General features: G+C 75.1%; 24 protein-coding genes and 1 pseudogene. 5 read left to right on the forward strand and 20 right to left on the reverse strand.

What is annotated here, in order from left to right; translation table 11 throughout:
* Positions 1-89: 89 nt before the first annotated feature.
* From KUM42_RS04830 to rimP, 12 genes and pseudogenes are all read right to left on the reverse strand, one after another.
* On the reverse strand, positions 90-422 hold the full coding sequence (locus KUM42_RS04830) for an antibiotic biosynthesis monooxygenase (RefSeq protein ID WP_237495432.1): 333 nt from the start codon (positions 420-422) through the stop codon (positions 90-92).
* Entirely contained in the window at positions 419-1,387 is a 969-nt protein-coding gene (truB, locus tag KUM42_RS20240; protein WP_304610746.1) for a tRNA pseudouridine(55) synthase TruB, read from the reverse strand. The genes KUM42_RS04830 and truB overlap by 4 nt, the downstream gene beginning before the upstream one ends.
* On the reverse strand, positions 1,384-2,685 hold the full coding sequence (locus KUM42_RS04845; RefSeq protein WP_370629353.1) for an MATE family efflux transporter: 1,302 nt from the start codon (positions 2,683-2,685) through the stop codon (positions 1,384-1,386). Before KUM42_RS04845 ends, truB begins: the two co-directional genes overlap by 4 nt.
* Positions 2,682-3,674 (reverse strand): bifunctional oligoribonuclease/PAP phosphatase NrnA, encoded by a 993-nt coding sequence (locus tag KUM42_RS04850; protein WP_237495436.1) that lies wholly within the window; start codon positions 3,672-3,674, stop codon positions 2,682-2,684. The genes KUM42_RS04845 and KUM42_RS04850 overlap by 4 nt, the downstream gene beginning before the upstream one ends.
* Complete coding sequence (locus KUM42_RS04855) at positions 3,671-3,910, reverse strand: hypothetical protein (RefSeq protein ID WP_237495437.1); 240 nt, start codon at positions 3,908-3,910, stop codon at positions 3,671-3,673. Before KUM42_RS04855 ends, KUM42_RS04850 begins: the two co-directional genes overlap by 4 nt.
* Positions 3,907-4,455, reverse strand: a complete 549-nt coding sequence (gene rbfA, locus KUM42_RS04860; protein WP_237495439.1) for a 30S ribosome-binding factor RbfA — start codon at positions 4,453-4,455, stop codon at positions 3,907-3,909. The genes KUM42_RS04855 and rbfA overlap by 4 nt, the downstream gene beginning before the upstream one ends.
* A 45-nt stretch (positions 4,456-4,500) precedes the next feature.
* A complete protein-coding gene (locus KUM42_RS04865; RefSeq protein WP_237495441.1) occupies positions 4,501-4,797 on the reverse strand; it encodes a DUF503 domain-containing protein in 297 nt (98 codons plus the stop codon).
* Between the two features lie 128 nt (positions 4,798-4,925).
* Positions 4,926-6,764 carry a translation initiation factor IF-2 gene (gene infB, locus KUM42_RS04870; RefSeq protein WP_237496640.1) on the reverse strand — a complete coding sequence of 613 codons (1,839 nt, stop codon included), beginning with the start codon at positions 6,762-6,764 and terminating at the stop codon, positions 4,926-4,928.
* Positions 6,765-7,841: 1,077 nt separating this feature from the next.
* Positions 7,842-7,982, reverse strand: a pseudogene (locus tag KUM42_RS20105) (translation initiation factor IF-2 N-terminal domain-containing protein); the annotation flags it as partial.
* A 186-nt stretch (positions 7,983-8,168) separates the two neighbouring features.
* On the reverse strand, positions 8,169-8,435 hold the full coding sequence (locus KUM42_RS04880; RefSeq protein WP_237495443.1) for a YlxR family protein: 267 nt from the start codon (positions 8,433-8,435) through the stop codon (positions 8,169-8,171).
* Positions 8,436-8,443: 8 nt separating this feature from the next.
* Complete coding sequence (gene nusA / locus KUM42_RS04885) at positions 8,444-9,574, reverse strand: transcription termination factor NusA (protein ID WP_237495445.1); 1,131 nt, start codon at positions 9,572-9,574, stop codon at positions 8,444-8,446.
* On the reverse strand, positions 9,571-10,395 hold the full coding sequence (gene rimP / locus KUM42_RS04890; RefSeq protein WP_237495446.1) for a ribosome maturation factor RimP: 825 nt from the start codon (positions 10,393-10,395) through the stop codon (positions 9,571-9,573). The genes nusA and rimP overlap by 4 nt, the downstream gene beginning before the upstream one ends.
* 202 nt (positions 10,396-10,597) lie before the next feature.
* Here rimP and KUM42_RS04895 point away from each other — a divergent pair, with 202 nt between their 5' ends.
* A complete protein-coding gene (locus KUM42_RS04895) occupies positions 10,598-11,113 on the forward strand; it encodes a hypothetical protein (protein ID WP_237495448.1) in 516 nt (171 codons plus the stop codon).
* Between the two features lie 33 nt (positions 11,114-11,146).
* The gene (locus KUM42_RS04900; protein WP_237495450.1) at positions 11,147-11,617 is read left to right on the forward strand and encodes a ferritin-like domain-containing protein; all 471 of its coding nucleotides are present in this window, start codon (positions 11,147-11,149) and stop codon (positions 11,615-11,617) included.
* A 60-nt stretch (positions 11,618-11,677) separates the two neighbouring features.
* Here the strand turns inward: KUM42_RS04900 and KUM42_RS04905 are convergent, their stop codons facing one another.
* From KUM42_RS04905 to dxr, 5 genes are all read right to left on the reverse strand, one after another.
* Entirely contained in the window at positions 11,678-13,564 is a 1,887-nt protein-coding gene (locus tag KUM42_RS04905) for a penicillin-binding transpeptidase domain-containing protein (RefSeq protein ID WP_237495452.1), read from the reverse strand.
* A gap of 180 nt (positions 13,565-13,744) precedes the next feature.
* Positions 13,745-14,596: a DUF4081 domain-containing GNAT family N-acetyltransferase gene (locus KUM42_RS04910; protein WP_237495454.1), complete on the reverse strand. Its 852-nt coding sequence runs from the start codon at positions 14,594-14,596 to the stop codon at positions 13,745-13,747.
* A 34-nt stretch (positions 14,597-14,630) separates the two neighbouring features.
* Positions 14,631-15,797 (reverse strand): flavodoxin-dependent (E)-4-hydroxy-3-methylbut-2-enyl-diphosphate synthase, encoded by a 1,167-nt coding sequence (ispG, locus tag KUM42_RS04915; RefSeq protein WP_370629338.1) that lies wholly within the window; start codon positions 15,795-15,797, stop codon positions 14,631-14,633.
* Positions 15,798-15,980: 183 nt separating this feature from the next.
* The gene (locus tag KUM42_RS04920) at positions 15,981-17,294 is read right to left on the reverse strand and encodes an RIP metalloprotease (RefSeq protein ID WP_237495456.1); all 1,314 of its coding nucleotides are present in this window, start codon (positions 17,292-17,294) and stop codon (positions 15,981-15,983) included.
* 1 nt (position 17,295) lies between these two features.
* The gene (gene dxr, locus KUM42_RS04925; protein ID WP_237495457.1) at positions 17,296-18,492 is read right to left on the reverse strand and encodes a 1-deoxy-D-xylulose-5-phosphate reductoisomerase; all 1,197 of its coding nucleotides are present in this window, start codon (positions 18,490-18,492) and stop codon (positions 17,296-17,298) included.
* 200 nt (positions 18,493-18,692) lie between these two features.
* On the opposite strand from dxr, the gene KUM42_RS04930 reads away from it, so the two are divergent.
* The 3 genes from KUM42_RS04930 to KUM42_RS04940 all read left to right on the forward strand — a co-directional run bounded on the left by KUM42_RS04930 (position 18,693) and on the right by KUM42_RS04940 (position 21,405).
* Complete coding sequence (locus KUM42_RS04930; RefSeq protein ID WP_237495458.1) at positions 18,693-19,013, forward strand: DUF2631 domain-containing protein; 321 nt, start codon at positions 18,693-18,695, stop codon at positions 19,011-19,013.
* A 467-nt stretch (positions 19,014-19,480) separates the two neighbouring features.
* The gene (locus KUM42_RS04935) at positions 19,481-20,407 is read left to right on the forward strand and encodes a hypothetical protein (protein ID WP_237495461.1); all 927 of its coding nucleotides are present in this window, start codon (positions 19,481-19,483) and stop codon (positions 20,405-20,407) included.
* A 2-nt stretch (positions 20,408-20,409) separates the two neighbouring features.
* Positions 20,410-21,405, forward strand: coding sequence for an LCP family protein (locus KUM42_RS04940; RefSeq protein ID WP_237495463.1), 996 nt, complete (start codon positions 20,410-20,412; stop codon positions 21,403-21,405).
* Between the two features lie 4 nt (positions 21,406-21,409).
* On the opposite strand, the gene KUM42_RS04945 is transcribed toward KUM42_RS04940, so the two are convergent.
* From KUM42_RS04945 to KUM42_RS04955, 3 genes are all read right to left on the reverse strand, one after another.
* On the reverse strand, positions 21,410-22,132 hold the full coding sequence (locus tag KUM42_RS04945; protein ID WP_237495465.1) for a VIT1/CCC1 transporter family protein: 723 nt from the start codon (positions 22,130-22,132) through the stop codon (positions 21,410-21,412).
* Positions 22,129-23,304, reverse strand: a complete 1,176-nt coding sequence (gene rlmN / locus KUM42_RS04950) for a 23S rRNA (adenine(2503)-C(2))-methyltransferase RlmN (protein WP_237495467.1) — start codon at positions 23,302-23,304, stop codon at positions 22,129-22,131. Before rlmN ends, KUM42_RS04945 begins: the two co-directional genes overlap by 4 nt.
* A gap of 102 nt (positions 23,305-23,406) precedes the next feature.
* Positions 23,407-24,372, reverse strand: a complete 966-nt coding sequence (locus tag KUM42_RS04955) for a hypothetical protein (protein WP_237495468.1) — start codon at positions 24,370-24,372, stop codon at positions 23,407-23,409.
* Positions 24,373-24,530: the final 158 nt, after the last annotated feature.

The following is a 24,530-nucleotide window of genomic DNA, read 5'->3' on the forward strand; positions in this document are numbered from 1 at the left end:
GAGGTGCTGGTGCTGGCGGCCCGACGGGTGCCGGTCCGCAGCACGAGCCTAGCCCGCGCCCGGGACGGCCCCCGGGCGCGGGCGGGGCGTCAGCTCTTCTCGCCGTGCGGGCCGGAGGACTGCACGACCTCGTAGCTCTCCAGGTGGTTCTGCGAGCGCTCGGCCGCCGGCGCCAGGGTGTCGCCGCCACCGTCGTGGGCCCGGTCGAAGTCCTGGCCGCTCTGCCAGGCGTCGTAGGCCTCCTGGCTCTCCCAGCGGGTGTAGACGAGGTAGCGGTCGGTGCCCTCGGCCGGGCGGAGCAGCTCGAACCACTCGAAGCCCGGGGTGGTCTCCACGGCACCGGCGCGGCCCCGGAACCGCTCCTCGAACCGCTCGCGCTTGTCCTCCGGCACGGTCACTGAGTTGATCTTCACGACGCTCATGGGGCCTCCGTGCCCAGCCGCGGCGCCGGTGACACAGCGGTGTCCTCCCCGGCCGGGAAGCCCACGACGACCTTGGCCTGCGGACCGGCGTCCTCGACGAGGGCCACCAGCCGGCCGTCGGGGCCCACCGCTGCGTGCAGCCCCGGGGCGCCGGTGGCCGGCACCCGCTGACCGAACCCCAGGGCGACCGCCTCGGGCCCGGTCAGCTCGCGGGCCGGGAAGACCGCCCGCGCCGCGTCGGCCAGCGCGACCACCCCGGGGCCCTCCCCCGGGCCCGCCAGCGCACCGGCGGCGTCCTCGACCGGGCGGGCCTGCGTGGTGTCGAACGGGCCGGAGGAGGTGCGGCGCAGTGCGGTGAGGTGCCCGCCCACGCCCAGCGCCGTCCCGGCGTCCCGGGCGATGGCCCGGATGTAGGTGCCGGTGCTGCAGGAGACGGTGACGTCGACGTCGACCAGGTCGGGCGTCGGCCGGGTGATGCGGTGCACGTCGAGGGAGTGCACGGTGACCGACCGGGCGGCCAGCTCGAACTCCTCCCCGGCCCGCACGCGGTCGTAGGAGCGCTTCCCGTCGACCTTCACCGCGCTCACCGACGAGGGCACCTGCTGCAGCGGGCCGACCTGCGCGGCCAGCGCCGTCCGGACGGCGTCCTCGGTCAGCCCGGCCGCCGACGTGGTGGCGAGGACCTCGCCCTCCCGGTCGTCGGTGACGGTGCGCTGCCCCAGCCGGACGGTCGCCTCGTAGGTCTTGTCCGAGCCCGACAGGTGCCCGAGCAGCCGGGTGGCGGCGCCGACGCCGAGCACCAGCAGGCCCGTGGCCATCGGGTCGAGGGTGCCGGCGTGGCCGACCTTGCGAACGCTCATCACCCGCCGCGCGATCGCGACGACGTCGTGGGAGGTCATGCCGGCGGGCTTGTCGACCAGCAGCAGGGACGGCGGGACGTCGGCGTCGGGCTTCTTCGGGCTCACCGGGTCACCGTCTCACCCAGCCACGCACTCCCCCGCACCCGCTGCCCGACCGCGACCAGGCGCAGGACGATGAACAGCGTCAGCCCGGTCCACACCCCCGGGAGGCCCCAGTCCAGCCAGCCCGACAGCAGCGACAGCGGCACGAAGCCCAGCAGCGCCGCACCGAGGGTCACCGTGCGCAGGTAGGCGACGTCCCCGGCGCCCATCAGCACGCCGTCCAGGGCGAACACCACCCCGGCCAGCGGCTGCATCAGCGCCAGGAACCACCAGACGACGCCGGCCTGGGCCAGCACGGCCGGGTCGTCGGTGAACACCCCGGGCAGCACCGGCCGCAGGGCGAGCAGCGCGACGGCGACCAGCACGCCGGTGCCCAGGCCCCAGCGCACCACCCGGGCGGCGGTGTGCCGGGCGTCGTCCGGGCGCCCGGCGCCGAGCGCGGTGCCGACCAGCGTCTGGGCGGCGATCGCGTAGGCGTCGAGCACCAGGGCCAGGAACAGCCACAGCTGCAGCGCCACCTGGTGCGCGCCCAGCTGGGCGGTGCCGGAGCGGGCGACCACCGCGGCGGCGGCGGCGAAGGCCAGCTGGAGCACGGCGGCCCGCAGGAGCAGGTCCCGGCCGAGCACGAGCTGGGCGCGCAGCGCCGGCAGCCGGGGTCGCCAGGAGACCCGCGAGCCGGCCAGCTCGCGGGCCAGCGTGCGGGCGAACAGCGCCGCCGAGACCGTCTGCCCGGCCAGGTTGGCGACCGCCGAGCCGACCAGCCCGAGGCCCGCGGTGTGCACCAGCAGCGGGCACAGCACCAGGCTGACCAGGCTGCCGGCGAGCACGAACACCATCGGCCGGCGCAGCTCCTGCACGCCGCGGAGCCAGCCGTTGCCCGCCAGGGCCACCAGCAACAACGGCAGCCCGGGGCTGGCCACCCGCAGCCACTGCTCCGCCGCCTCGGCGACCGGACCCGCGCCGCCGGTCATCAACCGGGTCAGCGGGCCGGCCAGGAGCTGGAAGACCACGGCGAGGACCACGCCCATACCTACGGCCAGCCACGTCGCCTGCACGCCCTCCGCCACCGCCCCGGGCCGGTCACCGGCCCCGGTGCGACGGGCGGCCCGGGCCGTGGTGCCGTAGGCGAGGAAGTTCAGCAGGGCGGCGACGTAGGCCAGCAGTCCCCCACCGACGGCGAGCCCGCCCAGCGCGGTGGTGCCCAGGTTGCCGACGACCGCGGTGTCCACCAGCAGGTACAGCGGCTCGGCCGCGAGGACGACGAGCGCCGGTGCGGCCAGCGCGGGGATCGACCGGCTCAGCGGGAGAGCTCCGCGCGCAGCCGGGCGATGGTGCCGTCGAGGTCCAGTGCCGAGCTGTAGCCGGCGGCCGCACGGTGCCCGCCACCACCCAGGGCCATCGCCACCCGTGACACGTCGGTGGCGCCGCGGGAGCGCATCGACACCACCCAGGACCCGTCGTCGGACCCCTTGAGCACCGCGGCGACGTCGGCCTCGGCCGTGGCCCGGACGACGTCGACGAGCGCCTCGAGCTGGTCGGGCTCCAGCCCGTGGTCGCGCGCCTCGGCCGCGGTGGCCCAGGTCAGCACCAGCCCGGCACCCACCTCCGGCTCCAGGACCGCACGTCCGGTCACGGTCGACAGCAGGCCGAGCCAGCCGAAGGGCGCGGTGTCGAACAGCCGCCGGCTGATCGCGGCGTGGTCGATGCCGGTGCGCAGCAGCCGGGCGGCGAGCTCGTGCGTGGCCGGGGACGTGTTGCCGAAGCGGAAGGACCCCGTGTCGGCGGTCAGCCCGGCGTACAGGCAGGTCGCCAGCCGCTCGTCGAGGTCGACGCCCAGGCCGGCGAGCAGGTCGGCGACGAGGACCACGGTCGCGGCGGCGTGCGGGTCGAGGACGAGCACGCTCCCGAAGCCGGGGTTGCTGGCGTGGTGGTCGACGACGACCGACCGGCCGGCGGTCTCCAGCAGCCCAGCGAGCACACCGAGGCGGCCGGGTGAGGCGGCGTCGAGGCTGACGAACAGGTCGACGTCGGCCGGGACCGTCCGCGGGTCGACGAGCTGGTCGGCACCGGGCAGCCAGCCCAGCGACCGGGGCAGCACGAACGGCTCGGGGAACGTCGCGACCACCCGCGCCCCGCGCCGGCGCAGCCCCTCGGCCAGCGCGAGCGTGCTGCCCAGGGCGTCGGCGTCGGGCTGGACGTGGCCTGACAGCACCACGGTGGCGCCGGCCGCCGCGGCCGAGGACAGCAGCTCGACGGCGGCCGTCAGCTGGGCACCGACGGTGGTGGTCACGACTGCGGGTCGGCGGTGGGTGGCTGCTGGGGCTCGGGGTCGGTGTTGCCGCCGCCGACCGCGTAGTGCGAGCCGTCCTCGGGCTCGTCGGCGGCGATGCTGGGCACCTCACCGACCTGCCCGTGCTTGCCGCCCGACGTCGGGTCGCCGGTGCCCGGCTCCTCGCGGCCACCGAGGGTGACCCCCTGGTGCTCGCCGGCGAGGTCGGTGGGGTCGGGGTCCACGGCCTCGGTCACGACGCGCTCCGCTGGGCGGTGGCCGAGGGGCGCTCGTCCCCGAAGCCGTCGGTGCGGCCGGCACCCACCTCGGCCGCCACCTCCGCGTCGTCGTCCTCGAGGTCGTCGTCCTCGTCGTCCTCGTCGACGGCGGGCTTGCGGTAGGGGTCGGCCTCGCCGGCGTACTGGGCGCCCTCGCGGGCACGGGCCAGCTCGGCGTCGGCGTACCGGGCCCGCTCGAGTGCCTGCTCGAGCTCGCGGGCGGTGTCCGGGACGATGTCGGCGATGAAGGTCAGCGTCGGCACGAACTTGATGCCGGTCTGCTTGCCCACCGTCGAGCGGAGCACCCCGGTGGCGCTGGCCAGCGCCCGCGCGGAGTCCTCGATCTCGTTGTCGTTGCCGTAGACGGTGTAGAACACCGTCGCCTCGCGGAGGTCGCTGGTGACCCGCGCGTCGGTGATGGTGACCATCCCCAGTCGCGGGTCCTTGATCTGCATCTCGATCGTGGCGGAGACGATCTGACGGATGCGCACCGCCAGCCGGCGTGCCCGGGCGGGATCGGCCATCTCAGCTGCTCCTTCACAGTTGGGCAGGCGTGGCGCCTGCCCGGTTCAGTCGTCCGTGTCGCTGATCAACTGGCGGTGCGTGGACAGCAGCATCACCTCGGGGCGTTCGGCCAGCATCCGCTCGCAGGCGTCGAGCACGTCGGTCACCTGGGTGGCGTCACCGGCGACGGTGGCGATCCCGACCTGCGCACGACGGTGCAGGTCGGTCTCCCCCACCTCCGCGGCGGCCACCGCGAAGCGGCGCCGCAGCTCGGCCACGATCGGCTTCACCACGGCGCGCTTCTCCTTGAGCGAGTGGACGTCGCCCAGCAGCAGGTCGGCGCTCAGCATGCCCGTGAACAACCGGCGTCCTCCCTCTCTGCTGCCGGACGGTGTCCGTCCCGTCCCCTCCCCGGCGCACCGGGGAGGAGACGGGCAGGCCCCGCCCGTCCTGCCCGAGCGTGCTCAGGCGGGACGGGCGGGGTGCCTCGTCACAGACGCGGCTTCTCGCGCAGCTCGAAGGTCTGGATGACGTCCTCGGGCTTGATGTCGTTGAACGACCCCAGCCCGATGCCGCACTCGTAGCCCTCGCGGACCTCGGTCGCGTCGTCCTTGAAGCGACGCAGCGACTCGACGGTCAGGTTGTCCGCCACCACGGCGCCGTCCCGGATGAGACGGGCCTTGGAGTTGCGGACGATCGTGCCGCTGCGGACCAGCGAGCCGGCGACGTTGCCGATCTTCGGGACCCGGAAGACCTCGCGGACCTCCGCGGTGCCCAGCTGCACCTCTTCGTACTCGGGCTTGAGCATGCCCTTGAGCGCGGACTCGATCTCCTCGATGGCCTGGTAGATGACCGTGTAGTACCGGACGTCCACGCCCTCGCGGTTGGCGAGCTCGGTGGCCTGGCCCTCGGCCCGGACGTTGAAGCCCAGGACGATGACGTCGTCGGCCAGCGCCAGGTCGATGTCGCTCTTGGTGATGCCACCGACGCCGCGGTGGATGACCCGCAGCGAGATGTCGTCGCTCACCTCGATCTTCATCAGCGCCTCTTCGAGCGCCTCGACGGTGCCCGAGTTGTCGCCCTTGATGATCAGGTTGAGCTGACGGGTCTCCTTGAGAGCGGCGTCCAGGTCCTCCAGGCTGATCCGCTTCCGCATCGACGCGTTCTGCGCGTTGCGGATCCGGGCCTGGCGGCGGTCGGCGATCTGACGGGCGATCCGGTCCTCCTCGACGACGAGGAAGGTGTCACCGGCGCGCGGCACCGAGGTCAGGCCGACGACCTGGACCGGACGGGCCGGCAGGGCCTCCTTGAGCTTGTTGCCGTGCTCGTCGAGCAGCGACCGGACGCGACCGTAGGCGTCACCGGCCACGATCGAGTCGCCGACGCGGAGCGTGCCGCGCTGGACCATGACCGTGGCGACGGGGCCACGACCCTTGTCCAGCTTGCCCTCGATGACGACACCCTGGGGGTCCTGGCCGATGTTGGCGCGCAGGTCCAGCGAGGCGTCGGCGGTGAGCAGGACCGCCGCGAGCAGGTCGTCGAGACCCTGACGGGTGGTCGCGGAGACGTCGACGAACATCGTGTCGCCGCCGTACTCCTCGGCCACCAGCCCGTACTCGGTGAGCTGCTGACGGATCTTGGCGGGGTTGGCCCCCTCCTTGTCGATCTTGTTCACCGCGACCACGATCGGCACGTTGGCGGCCTGGGCGTGGTTGAGCGCCTCGACCGTCTGCGGCATGACGCCGTCGTCGGCAGCGACCACCAGGACGACGATGTCGGTGACCTTCGCGCCACGGGCACGCATCGCAGTGAACGACTCGTGACCCGGGGTGTCGATGAAGGTGACCGGGCGCTCGTTGCCCTCCAGCTCGGTGACGATCTGGTAGGCGCCGATGTGCTGGGTGATCCCACCGGCCTCCTTGCCCGCCACGTTGGCGTGCCGGAGCGCGTCGAGGAGCTTGGTCTTGCCGTGGTCGACGTGACCCATGACGGTGACGACCGGCGGACGGATGTCCCAGTCGTCCTCGTCGTCGCTCTCCTCGTCGCCGAAGGTGAGGTCGAAGGTGTCGAGGAGCTCGCGGTCCTCGTCCTCCGGGCTGACGACCTGGATGACCCAGCCGATCTCGGCACCGAGCAGCTGCAGCGTCTCGTCGTTGACCGACTGCGTCGCGGTGATCATCTCGCCCAGGTGGAACAGGGCGGTGACCAGCGCGGCGGGCTCGGCGTTGATGCGCTCGGCCAGGTCGGTCAGGGACGCGCCGCGCGGCAGCCGCACGGTCTGGCCGTTGCCACGGGGCAGCGAGACGCCGCCCATGGACGGCGCCGCCATGGAGTCGAACTCCTGACGCCGCTGCTTCTTGCTCTTGCGCCCGCGGACCGGACCGCGACCGCCCGGACGCCCGAAGGCACCCGCGGTGCCCGCACCGGAGCCACCGCGCCCACGGCCACGACCGCCGCCGCCACCACCGGGGCGGAAGCCACCGGCCGGAGCACCGCCGCCGCCACCAGGACCACCGGGGCCACCGGGACCGCCGCCACCGGGACGGAAGCCACCGCCGCCGCCACCGCCGGGACGGAAGCCGCCACCGCCACCGCCGCCGCGACCCGCACCCGGACCACCGGCGCCGCCGGGACCACCCGGACGACCGCCCGCTGCGGGCCGAGGCGGCATCATGCCGGGGCTCGGGCGCTGCGGCATCATGCCGGGGTTGGGACGCGGGCCACCGGCACCGGGGCCGGGACGCGGGCCGCCGGGACCGGCTGCCGGACGGGGACCGCCGGAACCGGGACCGGGACGGGGGCCGCCGGGGCCGGCCGGACGCGGTCCGCCGGGACCGGCCTGGCTGGGCGCACCGGGCGCCGGCGCCGGGCGCGGACCAGCGGCAGCCGGACGCTGACCACTGCTGAAGGGGTTGTTGCCCGGCCGCGGGGCCGGACGGGGACCGGGACGCGGGCCGGAGCCGACCGGACGGGGTCCGGGCGTGGGACCGCCCTGGCCGGGGGCACCGGCCGGACGCGCAGCCGGGGCTGCGGGCGCCTGTGCGGCCGGAGCCTGGGCCGCGGGGGCCTGGGCCTGGGGGGCCGGGGCGCTCGGGGCCGGGGCCTGGGGAGCAGCCGGACGTGCCTGCGGGGCCGGCCGGGGGCCGGGACGCGGGCCGGAGCCGACCGGACGTGCGGGAGCCGGGGCCGACGCCGCGGCAGGAGCCGGGGTCGGGGCGGCAGCCGCAGGGGCCTGGGGTGCGGCCGGGGCTGCAGGGGCGGACGGCGCGACCGGGGCAACCGGCGCTGCGGGGGCCGAGGCCACCGGAGCGGACGGGCGCGGTGCGGCCGGGCGCGGGCCGGGGCCGGGACGGGCGCCGGTCGAGCCGGAGCCGTTGGGCGAACCGGCACCGGGGAACGCCTCACGGAGCCGTCGGGCCACGGGGGCCTCGACGGTGGAGGACGCGGACTTCACGAACTCGCCCTGCTCCTTGAGCTTGGCGAGCACTGCCTTGCTGTCGATGCCGAGCTCTTTCGCGAGCTCGTGTACGCGGGCCTTGCCTGGCACGGGTCTCCTCTGGTGAGGCCGGCGGCGGGCCCGCTCGACCTCGGAATTAGTGGTGGTGCATGGTCATCGTGGCGACTTCACGGGTTGCTCATCCGAGGTCGTCCTGCTCTCGTAGTGGACCGGCCGGTTGCCGGTCCGACGGTGTTCGTCCTGCGGTGCTGGTGCCCGGGGTGTCGTCCCGGCCGGTCACGACGACCGGGCGGAGACGAGCTCCTCGAGCGCACCGGTCTCCAGTGTCGCGCTGCTGCGCAACGCACGCGGGAAGGCCCGGCGCCGGACTGCCGCACGCAGGCACTCCGCGGTGGGGTGCAGGGACGCACCCCGGCCGGGGAGCCGCCGCCGCGGGTCGGGGGTCAGACCCCCGTCGCGGACGACGACGCGCAACAGCTCGGTGACCGGTGCACGTCTCCGGCAGCCCACACAGGTGCGCACCGGGATCGACGGATCGGCCATCTCCTAGTCTAGCGCGCCGAGGAGCCGGGGTGTCCCGCCCGCCGCACGGGAGTGCGGGCACCCCCCTGCGGGCCACGGCCGGCGGGACGGCCGTCGGGGCCACCGGGGCCGCTGGCGCGCAGCGGCGCGCGCCCGACCCCCGGTGAGGCGGTGGCGTCGTCGGCGGGCTGGGCGTCGCTGCGGATGTCGATGCGGCAGCCGGTGAGGCGGGCGGCGAGCCGCGCGTTCTGCCCCTCCTTGCCGATCGCCAGCGACAGCTGGTAGTCGGGCACGACCACCTGCACCGCGCGGGCGGCGGCGTCCACGACGCGCGCACTGGTGACCCGGGCCGGGGCGAGCGCGGAGGCCACGAAGGTCGCGTCGTCGTCGGAGAAGTCGACGATGTCGATCTTCTCGTCGTGCAGCTCGCCCATCACGTTGCGGACCCGCTGGCCCATCGGGCCGATGCAGGCGCCCTTGGCGTTCAGGCCCGGGACCGAGGTGCGGACGGCGACCTTGGACCGGTGCCCGGCCTCCCGGGCGACGGCCACGATCTCGACGCTGCCGTCGGCGACCTCGGGGGCCTCCAGCGCGAAGAGCTTGCGCACCAGGTTCGGGTGGGTGCGGGAGAGGGTGACCTGCGGGCCGCGGGGGGTGCGCGCCACCGAGACCACGTAGGCCTTGACCCGGCTGCCGTGCTCGTACTTCTCCCCGGGCACCTGCTCGGCCTGCGGCAGCTGGGCCTCGACCTTGCCGATGTCGACCAGCACCAGGCCCTGGGTGTTGCGGCGGGCGTCGGCCTGCACGACGCCGCTGACGATGTCGCCCTCGGTGCCGGCGTACTCGCCGAAGGTCTGCTCGTGCTCCGCGTTGCGCAGCGCCTGCACCATCACCTGCCGGGCGGTGCTGGCCGCGATGCGGCCGAAGTCCCCGGGGGTGTCGTCGAACTCGTGCACGACCTCGCCGTCGGGACCCAGCTCCTGGGCCAGGACGGCGACGTCGCCGGTCGTCCGGTCGATCTGCACCCGCACGTGCGGGGAGGACCCCTCGGCCTGCCGGTAGGCGGTGACCAGCGCGCTCTCGATCGCGTGCAGCACGGTGTCGGCGGGGATGTCCTTGTCCCGCTCGATCGCCGCGAGGGCGGTCAGGTCGATCTTCACTTCTCTGCCTCCTGGTCGCGACCGGGCTCGTCGCGGCGCGCGGCGGGGAGCCGGTCGCCCGGACCTCCCGCTGCACCGGCCGCGAAGGACCCGGTCGGGTGGTGCTCGTCGTCGTCGGTGCCCTGCGGCCCGTCCTGCTCGTCGTCCTGCTCGTCGTCCTGCTCGTCGTCCTGCTCGTCGTCGGACAGCTCGTCGTCGAGCTCGTCGGCGTCGAGGTCGTCGTCGCCGTCGTCCTCGTGCTCGTCGGTCCCGGTCTCGTCGGGCTCGTAGACCAGTGCGGCGTCCCGGTGGCCGGCGGGCCGGGTGAACTCGATCTGCACCCGCGCCTCGCCCAGCTCCGCCCAGGGCACGGTGCGCTCCCCGACGGTGCGGCGCACCTGGCCCTTCTTGGTGCCGCCCTTCTCCACGGTGAGCACCACGCCGTCGTCCTCGACGCGCACCACACGGGAGGTGACCTGCTCGCGGGCCTTCTCCGGCCCCACCGTGACGGTGACCAGCCGGCCGACGTTGCGCCGCCAGTGCCGGGGCAGCGTCAGCGGCCGGTCGACGCCGGGGCTGGTGACCTCCAGGACGTAGGGCGAGCGGCCCAGCGCCTCGTCCTGCGCGTCGAGGACCTCCGACAGCGCGCGGCTGACCTGGGCGACGTCGTCCATGCTGACGCCGGAGTCGCGGTCGACGACCACGCGGACCACCGAGCGCTGACCGGCCGGACGGACGACGAGCTCCTCGAGGTCGTACCCGGCGGCGACCACGACGGGCTCCACCCAGCCGGTGAGCCGGGTGGTCACCTCGTCACCGGCGCCTGCTGCTCGCGTGGACACCGGTTGCCTCCTGTTGTGTTGGACCGCGACAGGCCCGGGGGGACTCCCCCGGCGGACCGGGGAGCGTGCTGCTGCGCCCCGGTGCACTGTGCGTGGACCGCCAGGTTACCGCCCGCACCTCCCGTCCCACCCGCCACGCGGGGGTGACCTGTGCCGCCACGGTCCCCGCGCGGCACCGGCGGGGCTGCCAGGATGGACGTCGATGTCCGGTCCGCTGTCGTCCTCCCCCGCCGCCGGTGCCTTCAGCCGCCGGGGTCTGCTGCTGGGCACGCTCGCCGGCGCAGCGCTGCTGGCGACCGGGTGCACCGGCGAGCCGGAGCAGCGCGCCGACGCGGTCACCCCCGCCCAGGTCGACCAGCTGGCCGCCCAGGTGCAGGTGCAGGAGGAGCTGGTCGCCGCGTACGACCGGGCGCTGGCCGCCGCTCCGGAGCTGGCCACGTCCGCCAGCGGCCTCGCCGAGCAGGCCCGCGCGCAGCTGGACCGGCTGCGGGCCGCGGCCCCGGGCGCGGGGGCCGGCAGCTCCGCACCGGCCTCCGCCGCGCTCACCACCGCGGACGCACCCCCGGACGCCGCGGGCGCGCGCGAGTGGCTGCGCACCCGGGTGGTCGCGGCAGCCGACGCACACGCCACGGCCTGCCCGTCCTTCAGCGGGGCCCGGGCCGCGCTGCTGGGCAGCCTCGCCGCGGGGCTGCGGGGGCAGGCCGGGCAGCTGGCGTGACCGGCACCGTCGACCCCCGGAGAGGCCAGCACCGTGCCTGAGGACCCGAGCACCGCCCCGTCCCCCACCGCGGCCGAGGACGCCGCGCTGCAGGGCGCGCTGGCCGCCGCGCACACCGCCGTCTGGGGCTACGCGGTGGTCGGCACCGCGCTCCCCCCGGAGCAGCGCGGGCCGGCGGGTGCGGCCCGCCAGGCCCACCGCGACCTCCGCGACCAGCTGGCGGAGCTGCTGACCTCCCGGGGGGTCGAGCCGGTCGGCGCCGAGGGCGGCTACGCGCTGCCCTCCCCCGTGACGTCCGCCGAGGACGCCGCCGGGCTCGCCGTCACCCTGGAGGACGGGACCTCCGCCGCCTGGACGTGGGTCCTCGACCAGGCCACCGAGGTGGGCACCCGCGAGCTCGGCGTCGCCACGCTGACGGCGGCCGAGCTACGGGCGGTCACCTGGCGCGGCGCCGCCGGACGCACCCCGGTGACCACGCCGTTTCCCGGCCTGCCCGCCTCCTGACCGGCCCCCTCGCCAGCCTGCCCGCCCCGGCCCGGCGTGGGGCCGGGGCGGGGTCGCGCCTCAGCCGCCGAGACCGCCCAGGAAGGCGTCGGTGACGTCGACGGCGAGCCGGCTCGTCTGGCCGGCCTCGACCAGGACGGCGAAGGCGAGGTCCCCCTGCGGTCCGCCCTGCTGGTAGCCCATGAACCAGCCGTGGGAGTCCGGCGGGGTGTTGCTGCCGAACTCGGCCGTGCCGGTCTTGCCGAACACCTCGCCCCGGTCGTTCAGCCCCCTGGCGGTCCCGGTGAGCACCACCTGGCGCATCATCGGCCGCAGCGCGTCGAGCACCTGCGCACTGGGCCCGGTCGGGGCCGGGCCGGCCGGTGCGGCGCCCTTCACCTCGACCGGTGCGGCGGGGGTGCCGCTGGCGATGCCGGCCGCGACGAGCGCGAGCTGCGCCGGGCTCATCAGCACCTGGCCCTGGCCGATCTGGTCGGCGGCCTTGGTCGTGCCGGTCGCGTCGGCGGGCACCTCGCCGCTGAAGATCCCGACCGGCAGCTGCCAGTCGCTGCCCACTCCGTAGGAGGCGGCGGCCGCGGCCAGGGCGCCGTCGGGCAGCTGCAGGCCCTGCTGGATGAAGGTCGTGTTGCAGGACTGGGCGAAGGCCTCGGTCAGCGGCACGGTGCCCAGGTCGAACTGGTCCTCGTTCTCGAACTCGCGGCCCTCGACGACCGTCGTCCCCGGGCAGGGCACCGGCGAGGTGGGCGTGAGCGCCCCGGCCGACAGCAGCGCCGTCGCCGTCATCGTCTTCATGCTCGACCCGGGCGGGAACTGCCCGGACAGCGCGTTGGTCGGGTTGGCCGCCTCGTTCGAGCTGACCGCCAGGACCTCCCCGGTGCCCGGCCGGACGACGACCAGGTGCGTGGCCAGCGGCTGGCTCGCGACGGCCGCGTCCGCGGCGTTCTGCACCGCGGGCAGCAGCGTGGTCTGCACCGGGGTGCCGGGCACGGGGGCGACGGCACCGATCTGTCGGCCGGCGTCGGTGATCGACTTGTCGGTGCTGGCCACCGAGACGGTGAACCCCGGGGTGCCGGCCAGCTGCTGCTGGTACGCCAGCTGCAGACCCGACAGGCCCAGCTGGTCACCGGGGGCGTAGACCGGCTTGCCGTCGTCGCCGACGGTGGCCTGCAGGACGTCGGCGGTGGCGTCCCCGACCCGGCCCAGCAGCGCCGTCCCGAAGCGCGAGCTGGGGGCCAGGAGCCGGGTGCTGGTGGGGAAGACGGCGCCGGGCAGGTCGTAGACCTGGCTGCGGATGCGCTCGAAGTCCGGCCGGCGCAGCGTGATGACCGGGACGAACTGGCCGTCGGGAGCCGCCTCGACGTCCTTGGTGATCTCCTCGGCGGAGACGCCGGTCGCGGCGGCGAGCCCGGCGGACAGCGCGGGCAGGTCGGTGACCTGGGCCTTGTCGACCCCGACGTTGACCACCTCGGTCTCGGTGAACAGCGGGGCGCCGGTGCCGTCGGTGAGCGCGGCCCGCTCGGGCAGCGAGCGCGCCAGCTCCAGGTGCTGGCCGGCGGCGAGCTCGGGGTTCACGATCGTCGGTGCGGCCACCACCTGCCAAGCGTCGTCGGCCTGGCGCAGCTGCAGCGTGGCGTCGTACCGCCAGTCGGGTGACGCGGCGAGGTCCCAGGCCGCCGTCCAGGCCACCGTGGCGGTGTCGTCGGTGACCGTCACCGCGCCCAGCGCGGGGGTGAGGGTGGCGTCGGGCAGGTCGGTGCCCGTCTGGGTCAGCAGGGTGGAGACGGCGGCCGGGTCGGTCGTGCGGGCCGCGGCGGCGTCGGTGCGGCCGCCGGCCCAGTCGTCGAGGAAGCCCTGGGCCGCCGCGCGGACGTCGTCGGTCGGGTCGCTGGAGCAGCCGGCGAGCAGCGGCACCAGGACCAGGACCGCCGCACCGCCCGCCGTCGTCATCCGACGGGCTGCCCCGCGCCTGCTGGTGGAACTGGATCGGCTGCGCACGTCCCCCACCTTGGCAGACGCACCTGACAGAGCCCGGCGCGCACGCTGCACACGGCGAGGCGTCCGGCCCCGCCGGCCCCCTCGCAGGGGCCCGCCACGAGCTCGCGAGTGGTGGGGGGCGAGGGGGTCCTTCTAGAAGAGGACGGAGGCGAACGTGCCGACCTGGTCGAAGCCCACCCGCTGGTAGGCCGCGCGGGCGGCGGAGTTGTAGTCGTTGACGTACAGGCTCACGACCGGGGCGATCGCCGTGCGGGCGTACTCGACGACGGCGGCGGTGCCGCGCTGGCCGATCCCCCGGCCCCGGTGCTGCGGCGACACCCACACGCCCTGCACCTGGCAGGCGGCCCGGGAGACGGCGCCGACGTCGGCCTTGAAGAGCACCTCGCCGTCGTGGATCCAGGCCAGCGCCTGCCCGGCGCGGACCAGGTCGGACACCCGGGCCCGGTAGCCGGCCCCGCCGTCGACGCGCAGCGGGCTGACCCCGACCTCCTCGGTGAACATCGCGATGGCCGCGGGGAACAGCAGGTCGAGCTCCGCGGGCCGCACCGGCCGGACGGCGGGCTCGGGCAGCACGGCCGGCGGCCCCTCGATGGCCAGCAGGGGCTGGGAGGCGCGGACCTCGCGGGCCGGGCCCCACCAGGGCTCGAGCAGCTCCCACAGCGGCAGCACCGACGCGGCCGGCCCCACGATGGTGGAGCAGCGGCGTCCGGCCCGCCGCGCCCGGTCGGCGAAGGCGGCGGCTGCGACGCGCTCCGTGCCGGGCCGGGCGAACGGGATCAGGTTCGCACCGGCCAGGCAGACGGCGTCCAGCCGGCCACCGGTGGCCAGGCCCCACAGCGGGGCGCCGAGCGACGACGTCGCCGTCCCGTGGGTCTCGATCCGGCCGGCGAGCATGCAGGCCGCGACCGGGTCGGTGTCCAGCAGCTCGCGGACGGCGAGCTCGTCGTCGGCGTCGAGCACCCGGGCGGCAACGGAACGCAGCACGTGGGTCCCCGTCCTCGACCTCAGCAGGTGCGGGTCAGGAGACGGTGACGACCGGCGAGCCGCCGGCGGTGGCCAGCTCGGCGGCGGTCATCGCGGCGGCCAGGCGGTTGGCCTCCTCGATCAGCGTCTGCACGATCAGCTCCTCCGGCACGGTCTTGACGACCTCGCCCTTGACGAAGATCTGCCCCTTGCCGTTGCCGGAGGCGACGCCCAGGTCGGCCTCGCGGGCCTCGCCCGGGCCGTTGACGACGCAGCCCATGACGGCCACCCGCAGCGGCACCTCCATGCCCTCGAGCCCGGCGGTGACGTCGTTGGCGAGCTTGTAGACGTCGACCTGGGCGCGGCCGCAGGACGGGCAGCTGACGATCTCCAGCCCGCGCTGGCGCAGGTTGAGGGACTCGAGGATCTGGTTGCCGACCTTGATCTCCTCCGCCGGCGGGGCGGAGAGGGAGACCCGGATGGTGTCGCCGATGCCCTGGGACAGCAGCGCGCCGAAGGCGACCGCGGACTTGATGGTGCCCTGGAAGGCGGGGCCGGCCTCGGTGACGCCCAGGTGCAGCGGGTAGTCGCACTGCTGGGCCAGCAGCTCGTAGGCGCGGACCATGACCACCGGGTCGTTGTGCTTGACCGAGATCTTGATGTCGCGGAAGTCGTGCTCCTCGAACAGCGAGGCCTCCCACAGTGCGGACTCGACCAGCGCCTCGGGGGTGGCCTTGCCGTACTTCTCCAGCAGACGCTTGTCCAGCGAGCCGGCGTTGACGCCGATCCGGATCGGGGTGCCGGCGTACTTGGCGGCCCGGGCGATCTCACCGACCTTGTCGTCGAACTTCTTGATGTTGCCCGGGTTCACCCGCACCGCGGCGCAGCCGGCGTCGATCGCGGCGAACACGTAGCGCGGCTGGAAGTGGATGTCGGCGATGACCGGGATCTGCGACTTCTTGGCGATGATCGGCAGCGCCTCGACGTCGTCGGTGTCGGGGACGGCGACCCGCACGATCTGGCAGCCGGACGCGGTCAGCTCGGCGATCTGCTGCAGCGTCGCGTTGATGTCGGCGGTCTTGGTGGTGGTCATCGACTGCACGCTCACCGGGAAGTCGCTGCCCACGCCGACACCGCCCACGTCGAGCTGGCGGGTCTTGCGACGGGGAGCGAGGACGGGAGGGGGCGCAGCCGGCATGCCGAGACTGACGGGGATCGCCATGCCCACCAGTATCTACCGCTCCGGCGACCAGGTGGTGGCGGCACCGCTGTGAGCTCCCCCGGCTCCCCTGCGGGCCCCCTCGCAGGGCCCCTCGGCGAGAGACGAGCGGTGGGAGCGCAGGGCAGGCCCCCTCGCAGGGCCCCACCGCGAGGGACGAGTGGTGGGGGGCGAGGGGGTCCTTCCTCAGCCCAGGGTGATCGGGTTGACGATGTCGGCGATGAGCAGCAGGCCCGACAGCACGATGAACAACCCGGCGATCACGTAGGCCACCGGCATCAGCCGGGCGATGTCGAAGGGCCCCGGGTCGGGGCGGCCGCGGCGCCGGGCGACGGTGGCGCGGGCCTTCTCGTAGAGGGCGCCGGCGACGTGGCCGCCGTCCAGCGGGTACATCGGCACCAGGTTGAACAGGAACAGCACCATGTTCACGCTGGCCAGCAGGCTCAGGAAGATGGAGAACTTCTGCAGCGCGCTGATCTGGGTGAGGGCGAAGTACTCCCCCGACAGCCGGCCGACGCCGACGACCCCGATGGGCCCGTTGGGGTCCCGCTCCTCCCCCAGGAAGGCCGCCCGGAACAGCTGGGGCACCCGCTCGGGGATCTGGACCAGCTTCTGCACCGACTGCGAGACGACCATGCCGAAGTACCCGGGCACCTCGCCGATCGACTGCCGGGCGAAACCCGGGGCCGGCGCGATGCCCACGTAGCCGGCGGTCGTCGTCTCCTCACCGGTGAGGTCGGTGTAGACGGTGTTGGCGATCGGGGTGACGGTGAGGTCGAGCCGCTGGCCGCTCCGGTCGACGGTGAGCGCGACCGGCTGGCCGGGATGGCTGCGGATGGCGTCCTGGACCGTCGTCCAGCTGTCGTAGGCCGTGGGGTCCAGCTGCTGGCCCTCGACGGCGACGATGGTGTCGCCGGGGCGCAGTCCGGCGGCGGCGGCGGGGCTCTGCGGCTGTCCCTGGCAGGCGGTCTCGGCGTCGGTGGCGGTGGTGCCGGCGGGCAGCACGCAGGCCGGCATCGAGTCGATCTGGGTGGTGATCACACTGGTGCCCAGGCCGACGAGGACGACGGTGAAGAACACCACGGCCAGCACCAGGTTGTGCGCCGGCCCCGCGGACATCACGATCACCCGCTGCCACCACGGCTTCTTGTAGAAGACGCGGTCGGCGTCGGTGGGCAGGACGTCGTTGAGCGCCTGCCCGCGCACCTCGGCGATGAAGCGGCGCATCCGGGTGGCGCGCTTGCTCTCGCCCTCCTCGGCCGGCGGGATCATGCCGACGATCCGGATGAAGCCGCCGAGCGGGATGCCCTTGATGCCGAACTCGGTCTCCCCGAACCGGCGGGAGAACACGGTGGGGCCGAAGCCGACGAAGAACTGCGGCACGCGCATGCCGAACTTCCGCGCCCAGTAGAAGTGGCCGAACTCGTGGAAGCCGATGCTGAAGAGCAGGCCGACAGCGAAGGCGACGATCCCGAGGACCGTCAGGAGGAACCCGCTCAACTCAGCTCCCGGCGATGGCGGCGCGGGCGTGCTCCCGGGCCCACTTCTCGGCGGCCAGCACGTCCTCGACGCAGGTGGGGGCGCCGAGGTCCGGCGCCTCGTCGAGGGTACGTGCGATGACCTGCACGATCCCTGGGAACGAGAGGTGTCCGGCGGTGAAGGCCGCCACTGCCTCCTCGTTGGCCGCGTTGTACAGCGCCGGGACGACGCCACCGGCCTCCCCGGCCTCCCGGGCGAGCCGCACCGCCGGGAAGACCTCGGCGTCCAGCGGCTGGAACTCCCAGGTGCTGGCGGTGGACCAGTCCAGTGCGGGCTGGACCACCGGCAGCCGCTCGGGCCAGGCCAGCGCGAGGGCGATGGGCAGCCGCATGTCCGGCGGGCTGGCCTGGGCGATCGTCGCGCCGTCGGCGAAGGTGACCATCGAGTGCACGATCGACTGCGGGTGCACCACCACGTCGATGTCGGCGTACGGGACGTCGAAGAGCAGGTGCGCCTCGATCAGCTCCAGCCCCTTGTTGACCAGGGTGGCCGAGTTGATGGTCACCACCGGACCCATGTCCCAGGTGGGGTGGGCCAGTGCCTGCTCGGGGGTGACCCCGGCCAGCTCGTCGGCCGTCCGGCCGCGGAACGGGCCCCCGCTGGCGGTGAGCACGAGCCGGGCCACCTCGCTGCGGTCGCCGCCGCGCAGGCACTGGGCCAGCGCCGAGTGCTCGGAGTCGACCGGCACCAGCTGCCCGGGCGCGGCCGCGGCGGTCACCAGCGCGCCGCCGGCCACCAGCGACTCCTTGTTGGCCAGCGCGACCGTGCGCCCGGCCGCCAGTGCCGACAGGGTCGGCCGCAGCCCGATCGACCCGCTGATCCCGTTGAGGACGACGTCGGCCGGCCGGGCCGCGAGCTCCTCCGCGGCACGGGGACCGGCGAGGATCTCCGGCAGCGCGTAGTTGCCCTGCGCCCAGCCGCGCTGCTGGGCCGCGGCGTAGAAGGCCAGCTGCAGGTCCTGCGCGGCGGTGGCCCGGGCGACGGCGACGGTGCGCACGCCCAGGGAGAGGGCCTGCTCGGCCAACAGGGCGACGTCCCCGCCCCCGGCCGCCAGACCGGTGATCTGCAGCCGGCCGGGGTTCTGCCGGGCGACCGCGATGGCCTGCCGCCCGATCGACCCGGTCGACCCCAGCACGGTGATCTCGCGCGGCTCGCTCATCTGCACTCCTCGCTGCCCTGGTCGGCGGCGGTCGCCGGTGCCGTGCCCTCGGTGCGCACCATCCTCGCAAGACCCGCCCCGCGGCCCGTCGGGTGCACGACACCCCGGCCTGTCATCATGGGCAGGTACGGGCTGCGGCCCGTGCACCGAGACACCAGTGACGCCGCGAACGCGGCCACGACCGCGAGCGAGGATGCCCAGTGAGCGATGCGACCGGCCGGGGACAGGGCCACCAGACCAGCGCCAAGGTGGTCGAGCAGTCCGGCCGCGAGGAGGGCATCGTCCGCGCGGGCGAGACCCCGATCGTCCACGAGCGTCCTGAGGACTGGGGCTGGCACGGCGAGGCCGGGCGGACCGGCCGGGTCTTCGGCTGGATCCTGGCCGTGGTCCTGCTGACCCTCATGGTGGGCAACCACGAGGGTCGGGTGGAGGACATCTACCTCGCCCTCGCGTCGGCCACCCTGGTCGTGACGCTGCTGTGGGACATCCGCCGGCGCAAGAACGCCTGGCGCGCGCGCTGACCTGAGCCCGTACGACGAGAGGCCCGCTCCCCACCCGGGGGGCGGGCCTCTCGTCGTCCCAGGGCCGCGTGTGCCGAGAGCCGGCCGGACGCCCACCCCGGGCCGGCGACACCGGCCCGCGTGTCCACGCACTCGCGGTCGGCGGGGGTCGGCGGCGTCGCGCCCGGGTGCTCCCGTGCGCCACCGACGACCAGCCGTACTACCGGCAGCTCTTGGCACTTGTGCACGCACCCGCGACACGGTTGGGCGACCCCGTGGTGGCTGCTTGTGCCAACGCTTCGTCGCTGGGCGCCTGAAGTCCACAACTCCTGAGCCGTTCACCCTGTGGCGCGTGTGACTGCTGTGAACTGTTGGGGCGACATCCGACGTGTCGCTGTGTATTCCTTGAGTTCGGACGGGTCTGTGCCGATAGACATTGCACAGCAGGCCGGGACGCCCGAGCCGCCAAAGACTTCACGGAGGACCTGATGAGCCGCACGTCCCGCCCCCGCGCCGCTGTTGCAGCCGGCCTGACCCTCGGCGCCACCGCCGCCAGCATGTTCCTGGCGCCGTCCGCCTTCGCCGCCCTGGCCGCCCCGACCGCCCCCGCGACCGTCGTCGCCGGCACCGAGTTCGAGGTCTCCGGCACCGGGTGCACGACGACCGACGAGGCCAACCCGGCCGCCGTCATCATCGCCACCGACTCGACGTCGGACAACCCCGACGAGGTCGTCTTCGGCGACTACACGAACGAGGACGGCACCTGGAGCATCTCGGTGTCCTTCCCGGCCGACACGCCCCTCGGCGCCCACCAGCTCCAGGCCGTCTGTGGCACCGAGTACGGCGAGGAGGCCCAGGAGTACCCGGTCACCGACCTGACCGTCGTGGCCGCCGGCACCGTCGCCCCCGCCCCGGCCCCGGGCACCCCGGCCGCCAGCCCCACCGCCACGCCGGCCGCCACCACCCCGGCCGCCGACTTTAAGCCCGGCGCCAAGCCGAACACCCCCGGCGTCTCCAGCACCTCCACGGACAAGACCACCGGCAACGCCGCGGCCCCGGGCCAGAAGGTCGTCAAGGTCCTCAAGGGCTTCAAGCCCTTCGAGAAGGTCACCGTGGTCCTGCACTCGGCCCCCGTCGTCCTGGGTGAGTTCACCGCCGACGCCAACGGTGTCGTGACCGTCGAGTTCACCGTCCCGGCCGGCACGCCGCTGGGCAACCACACCCTCGCCTACGACGGCAGCATGGGCACCCACTTCGAGGAGCCCCTGCAGCTGACCGCCGACGGCAAGGCCCTCGCCTACACCGGTGCCAGCATCGCCATGCCGCTCATGGGTGGCAGCGTCCTCCTGGCCGCCGGCGCCGGCGCCATGGTCATCGGCCGCCGCCGCCGCTCCGCTGGGGCTGCGCAGGTCTGAGCATGACCTCTCGCACCACGACGGACGCCGGCCAGGGACTCCCTGGCCGGCGTTCGGCGCGTTCCGTGCTCCTCCGCCGCCCCCGGCACCCTGTGCGGGTCGCCCTCGCCGCCCTGGTCGTGCTCGTGCTGGCCGTGCTGGGCGACGTCGCCCTGATCACCTCGCGCATCGACCACCTCGACGTCACCCTCGCCGGGAGCCCCGAGGACCAGGACGGCACCACCTGGGTGCTGCTCGGCCTGGACTCCCGCACCGACCTGCCCGCCGGTGCCGACGTGACCGACTTCGGCACGGCAGCCGACGTCCCCGGGACCCGCGCCGACGTCGTCGTCGTCGTGCACCAGGGCGACCAGGGCACCACGGTGCTGTCGGTGCCCCGGGACGTCGTGGTCCGCGCACCCGAGGGACCCGACCGGCTCGCCCTGACCTGGCTCGCGGGCCCGGCCAACACGGTGGGCGCGCTGTGCAGCCTGGGCATCCCCACCGACCACCTCGTCACCGTGGACCTGGCCGGGTTCGCCGGGCTCGTCGACGCCGCCGGCGGTCTGGACGTCGACGTCCCCGAGCCGGTCCGGGACGTGCCCGCCGGTCTCGAGCTGCCCACCGCGGGGCGCCAGCACGTGGACGGCGTCACGGCGCTGGCCATGGTGCGCTCCCGCCACCCCGAGCACCTCGCCGACGGCGTCTGGGTCCCCGCGACGGTCGACCCCAACGGCCGGGCGTCGGCGGCGGGCACCGTCCTGTCCGCGCTGGCGGCCCAGGTCCGTGGCTCACTGCTGCGACCGGTGCGCCTGCAGCGGACGGCGTGGGCCGCCTCCGGTGCGGTCCAGGTCGACCCGGACACGTCGATGACCGAGCTCGCCTCGCTGGCCCGGGCGGACCTGGGGTCGATCCAGGTGCTGCCCGTGGGCGAGCCGCTCGCCCCCGCGATCGCCCGCCTGCCGATCCGTGCCACCAGCGACGCGGTGCGCGCAGCCGGGATGTCCTGCGCCGACTGAGCGGTCAGCCGGCGCCGACCCCGATCGCCGTCCCGATCAGGTAGGTCGCCGCGGCGGCGACAGCGCCGAAGACCAGCTGCCGCAGCCCGGCCGACCACCACGGGCGCGGTGTGAAGCGCGCCGACAGCGCGCCGGCCACGACCAGCCCGGCACCGCCGGCCAGCAACGCCAGCCACAGCTGCGGCGCCCCCAGCAGGTAGGGCAGCAGCGGGATCAGCGCACCGACGGCGAAGCAGGCGAACGAGGACACCGCGGCCGTCATCGGCGAGGGCTTGTCCTCGGGGTCCAGGCCCAGCTCGTTGAGCGTGTGCACGCGCAGCGCCTGCTCGGGGTCCCGGGACAGCTGGGCGGCCACGGCCTCGGCGAGATCGTCGTCCAGGCCGCGCTCGCGCCACAGCTGGGCGAGCTCCTCCTGCTCCCCCACCGGGTTGGTCGCCAGCTCGCGCCGCTCTTTGGCGACCTCGAGGTCGAGCTGCTCGTTCTGGGTGCTCACCGACGTGTACTCACCCAGCGCCATGGAGATGGCGCCGGCGGCCAGCCCCGCCACCCCGGACAGGACGACGGCGTGGGTCCCGGCGCCGCCGCCACCCACGCCGGCGACCAGCGCGGTGTTGGTGACCAGCCCGTCCATGCCCCCGAAGACCGCGGCCCGCAACCAGCCGCCGGAGACGTCGGCGTGGGTGTGCGGCTCGACCTCGGCCGACGGCAGCCCGGGGGCGGCGCTCACTGGTCGGACTCGCCGCCCAGCGGAACGCCCTCCTCGATCCCGGGCACCGGCACCGCGATGCTCGGGATGCCCTCGACCTGGTCGGCGGCGGCGAGCTGCCCGCAGGCACCGTCGATGTCCGAGCCACGGGTGTCGCGGACCGTCGTCGGCACGCCCGCGGCGCGCAGCCGGGCGACGAACTCGCGCTGGGCCGGCAGCGGGCTGGCGTCCCACTTGCTGCCCGGCGTGGGGTTGAGCGGGATGAGGTTGACGTGCGCGAGGCGCTTGGACAGCAGCTTGCCGAGCAGGTCGGCGCGGAAGGGCTGGTCGTTGATGTCGCGGATCAGGGCGTACTCGATCGAGTAGCGACGGCCGGTGCGCCGGGCGAAGTCGTCGGCGGCACTGAGCACCTCCTCGACGTTCCACCGGGTGTTGATCGGCACCAGCGTGTCGCGGAGCTCGTCGTCGGGGGCGTGCAGGCTCACCGCGAGGGTGACGTTGAGCCCCTCCTCGGTGAGCTTGCGGATCGCCGGTACGACGCCGACGGTGGACACGGTCACCGAGCGCTGCGCCAGGCCGAGGCCGTGCGGTGCGGGCGCGAGGAGCGCGTCGAGGGTCTTGCGCACGCGGGCGTAGTTGGCCAGCGGCTCGCCCATGCCCATGAAGACGACGTTGGACAGCCGGCCCGGCCCGCCCGGGATCTCGCCGTTGGCCATCGCGGCGGCGGCGGCGACCGCCTGGCCGATGATCTCGGCGGCGGACAGGTTGCGGGTCAGGCCGCTCTGGCCGGTGGCGCAGAACGGGCAGGCCATCCCGCAGCCGGCCTGGCTGGAGATGCAGACGGTGGCGCGCTCGGGGTAGCGCATGAGGACGCTCTCGACCAGGGCGCCGTCGTGCAGGCGCCACAGCGTCTTGCGGGTGCGGCCGCCGTCGGCGGACTGGTGCCGCACCGGGGTCAGCAGACCGGGCAGCAGCGCCGCGGTGAGGTCCTCACGGGACGCGGCCGGCAGGTCGGTCATCAGCGCCGGGTCGGTGACCCCGGCGTAGAAGTGCCGGGCCAGCTGGTCGGCACGGAAGGCCGGCTGACCGAGCTCGGTGACCGCCGAGCGGGCCTCCTCGCGGGTCAGGTCGGCGAGGTGCCGGGGCGGCTTGGTGCGGCGGGGGGCGTCGAAGACCAGGGGCAGGACAGTCATGGCGGGGTCCATGGTCCCACCACCTGGGCCGTCCGGGAGCCGGGCGGGGCGTGAGATGGCTCCCGGCCGGACCGCCGTCGGCGACCGCGGGGCCTGGCCGGGTCAGCCGGCGACGGTCACCGGTGGGGCCGGGGACGTCGCCGACGGCGTCGGGACCGGACCGTCACCGGGGTCGGGCGGTGTCGGTCCGGGCGTGCCGGGCAGGCCCGGCTCGGTGGACGGGGTCGGCTCGGCGGGCTGGCTCGGCTCGGTGGGCGGGATCGGGACGGGGGTGCTCGGGTCGGTGCCCTCCGCGGGTGGGTCGACGTCGGGCACGCAGGGGTCGGCTCCGTCGGCCTCCCCGGGGTCGAGGTCCGCCTCACCAGCGGCCTCGCAGGTGCCGGGCCCACCGGGCGGCGGGCTGGTGGGAGCAGCCGGGCTCTCGGGCGCGGGGGTCCCGGGCGCCGGGTCGACGGTGGGCGGGACGGCGGGCGGGGAGTCCGGCACCAGCACGCCGCCCGGGGCCGGGCCGACCACCGGGAGGTCGCCGGTCCAGCCGGGGACGCCGTCCGGGCCGGGTGCCGGGGCCTGGGCGACGGGCACCGGGACGACGGGTGCCGGCATGCCGCCGACCGTCGGCGACGGCACGGCCGGTGACACGGCGGCCGGCCGGGCGGACAGCAGGCTGGTAGGCGGGGTCGACGGCCGGAGCGGCAACGGGCTGGACGACGGGCTCGCGCTGGTCGTCGGACCGGCGACCGTCGGCAGCCCGGTCGGTGCTGTCAGGGTCGGGGGCGGGACCGGCGCGGTGGTCCGGGCCGCGGGGACCGGGGTCGTCGCCGTCGGTGTGCGCGCCGGTGCGGTGGCGGCCGGCGACGGAGCGGAGCTGCGCTGCGCCGCCGCCTCGGCAGGCCGGTCGCCGCCGGACTGTCCCGGGACGACGAGGCCGGCGATGACCGCGGCCAGGGCGAGCACGGCCAGCGGCAGCAGGACCCGGACATGACGGCTGCGCGGCACGGGCGGGACGACGACCGTCGGGGTGAGCGCGCCCCTGGTACTGGGGGCTGCGGGCTCCTGAGCGGTCGACACGATCGCGCGCTCGTCCTCGGGCGCCCGCACGGGAACGACGGGTGGTGTCGCGAGCGGGGTGTCCCGGGGTGCCGTCGGTCCGCTGGTGACCGGCCGGCCGCCGACTGCCGCGGACCCGGCGACGGGGACCGGCGTGGCCACCGGCAGCGGCTCGCCGG

Origin of the sequence: Modestobacter sp. L9-4 (assembly GCF_019112525.1) — a bacterium.
Classification (GTDB): domain Bacteria; phylum Actinomycetota; class Actinomycetes; order Mycobacteriales; family Geodermatophilaceae; genus Modestobacter.

Excerpts from the sequence above, each read along its gene's own strand:
- KUM42_RS04830 (WP_237495432.1), bottom strand. The coding sequence starts at position 422 with ATGAGCGTCGTGAAGATCAACTCAGTGACCGTGCCGGAGGACAAGCGC.
- rbfA (WP_237495439.1), bottom strand. The coding sequence starts at position 4,455 with ATGGCCGATCCCGCCCGGGCACGCCGGCTGGCGGTGCGCATCCGTCAG.
- infB (WP_237496640.1), bottom strand. The coding sequence starts at position 6,764 with ATGGCGGCGCCGTCCATGGGCGGCGTCTCGCTGCCCCGTGGCAACGGC.
- KUM42_RS04880 (WP_237495443.1), bottom strand. The coding sequence starts at position 8,435 with ATGGCCGATCCGTCGATCCCGGTGCGCACCTGTGTGGGCTGCCGGAGA.
- KUM42_RS04895 (WP_237495448.1), top strand. The coding sequence starts at position 10,598 with ATGTCCGGTCCGCTGTCGTCCTCCCCCGCCGCCGGTGCCTTCAGCCGC.
- KUM42_RS04905 (WP_237495452.1), bottom strand. The coding sequence starts at position 13,564 with ATGACGACGGCGGGCGGTGCGGCGGTCCTGGTCCTGGTGCCGCTGCTC.
- ispG (WP_370629338.1), bottom strand. The coding sequence starts at position 15,797 with ATGGCGATCCCCGTCAGTCTCGGCATGCCGGCTGCGCCCCCTCCCGTC.
- dxr (WP_237495457.1), bottom strand. The coding sequence starts at position 18,492 with ATGAGCGAGCCGCGCGAGATCACCGTGCTGGGGTCGACCGGGTCGATC.
- KUM42_RS04935 (WP_237495461.1), top strand. The coding sequence starts at position 19,481 with ATGAGCCGCACGTCCCGCCCCCGCGCCGCTGTTGCAGCCGGCCTGACC.
- KUM42_RS04940 (WP_237495463.1), top strand. The coding sequence starts at position 20,410 with ATGACCTCTCGCACCACGACGGACGCCGGCCAGGGACTCCCTGGCCGG.
- rlmN (WP_237495467.1), bottom strand. The coding sequence starts at position 23,304 with ATGACTGTCCTGCCCCTGGTCTTCGACGCCCCCCGCCGCACCAAGCCG.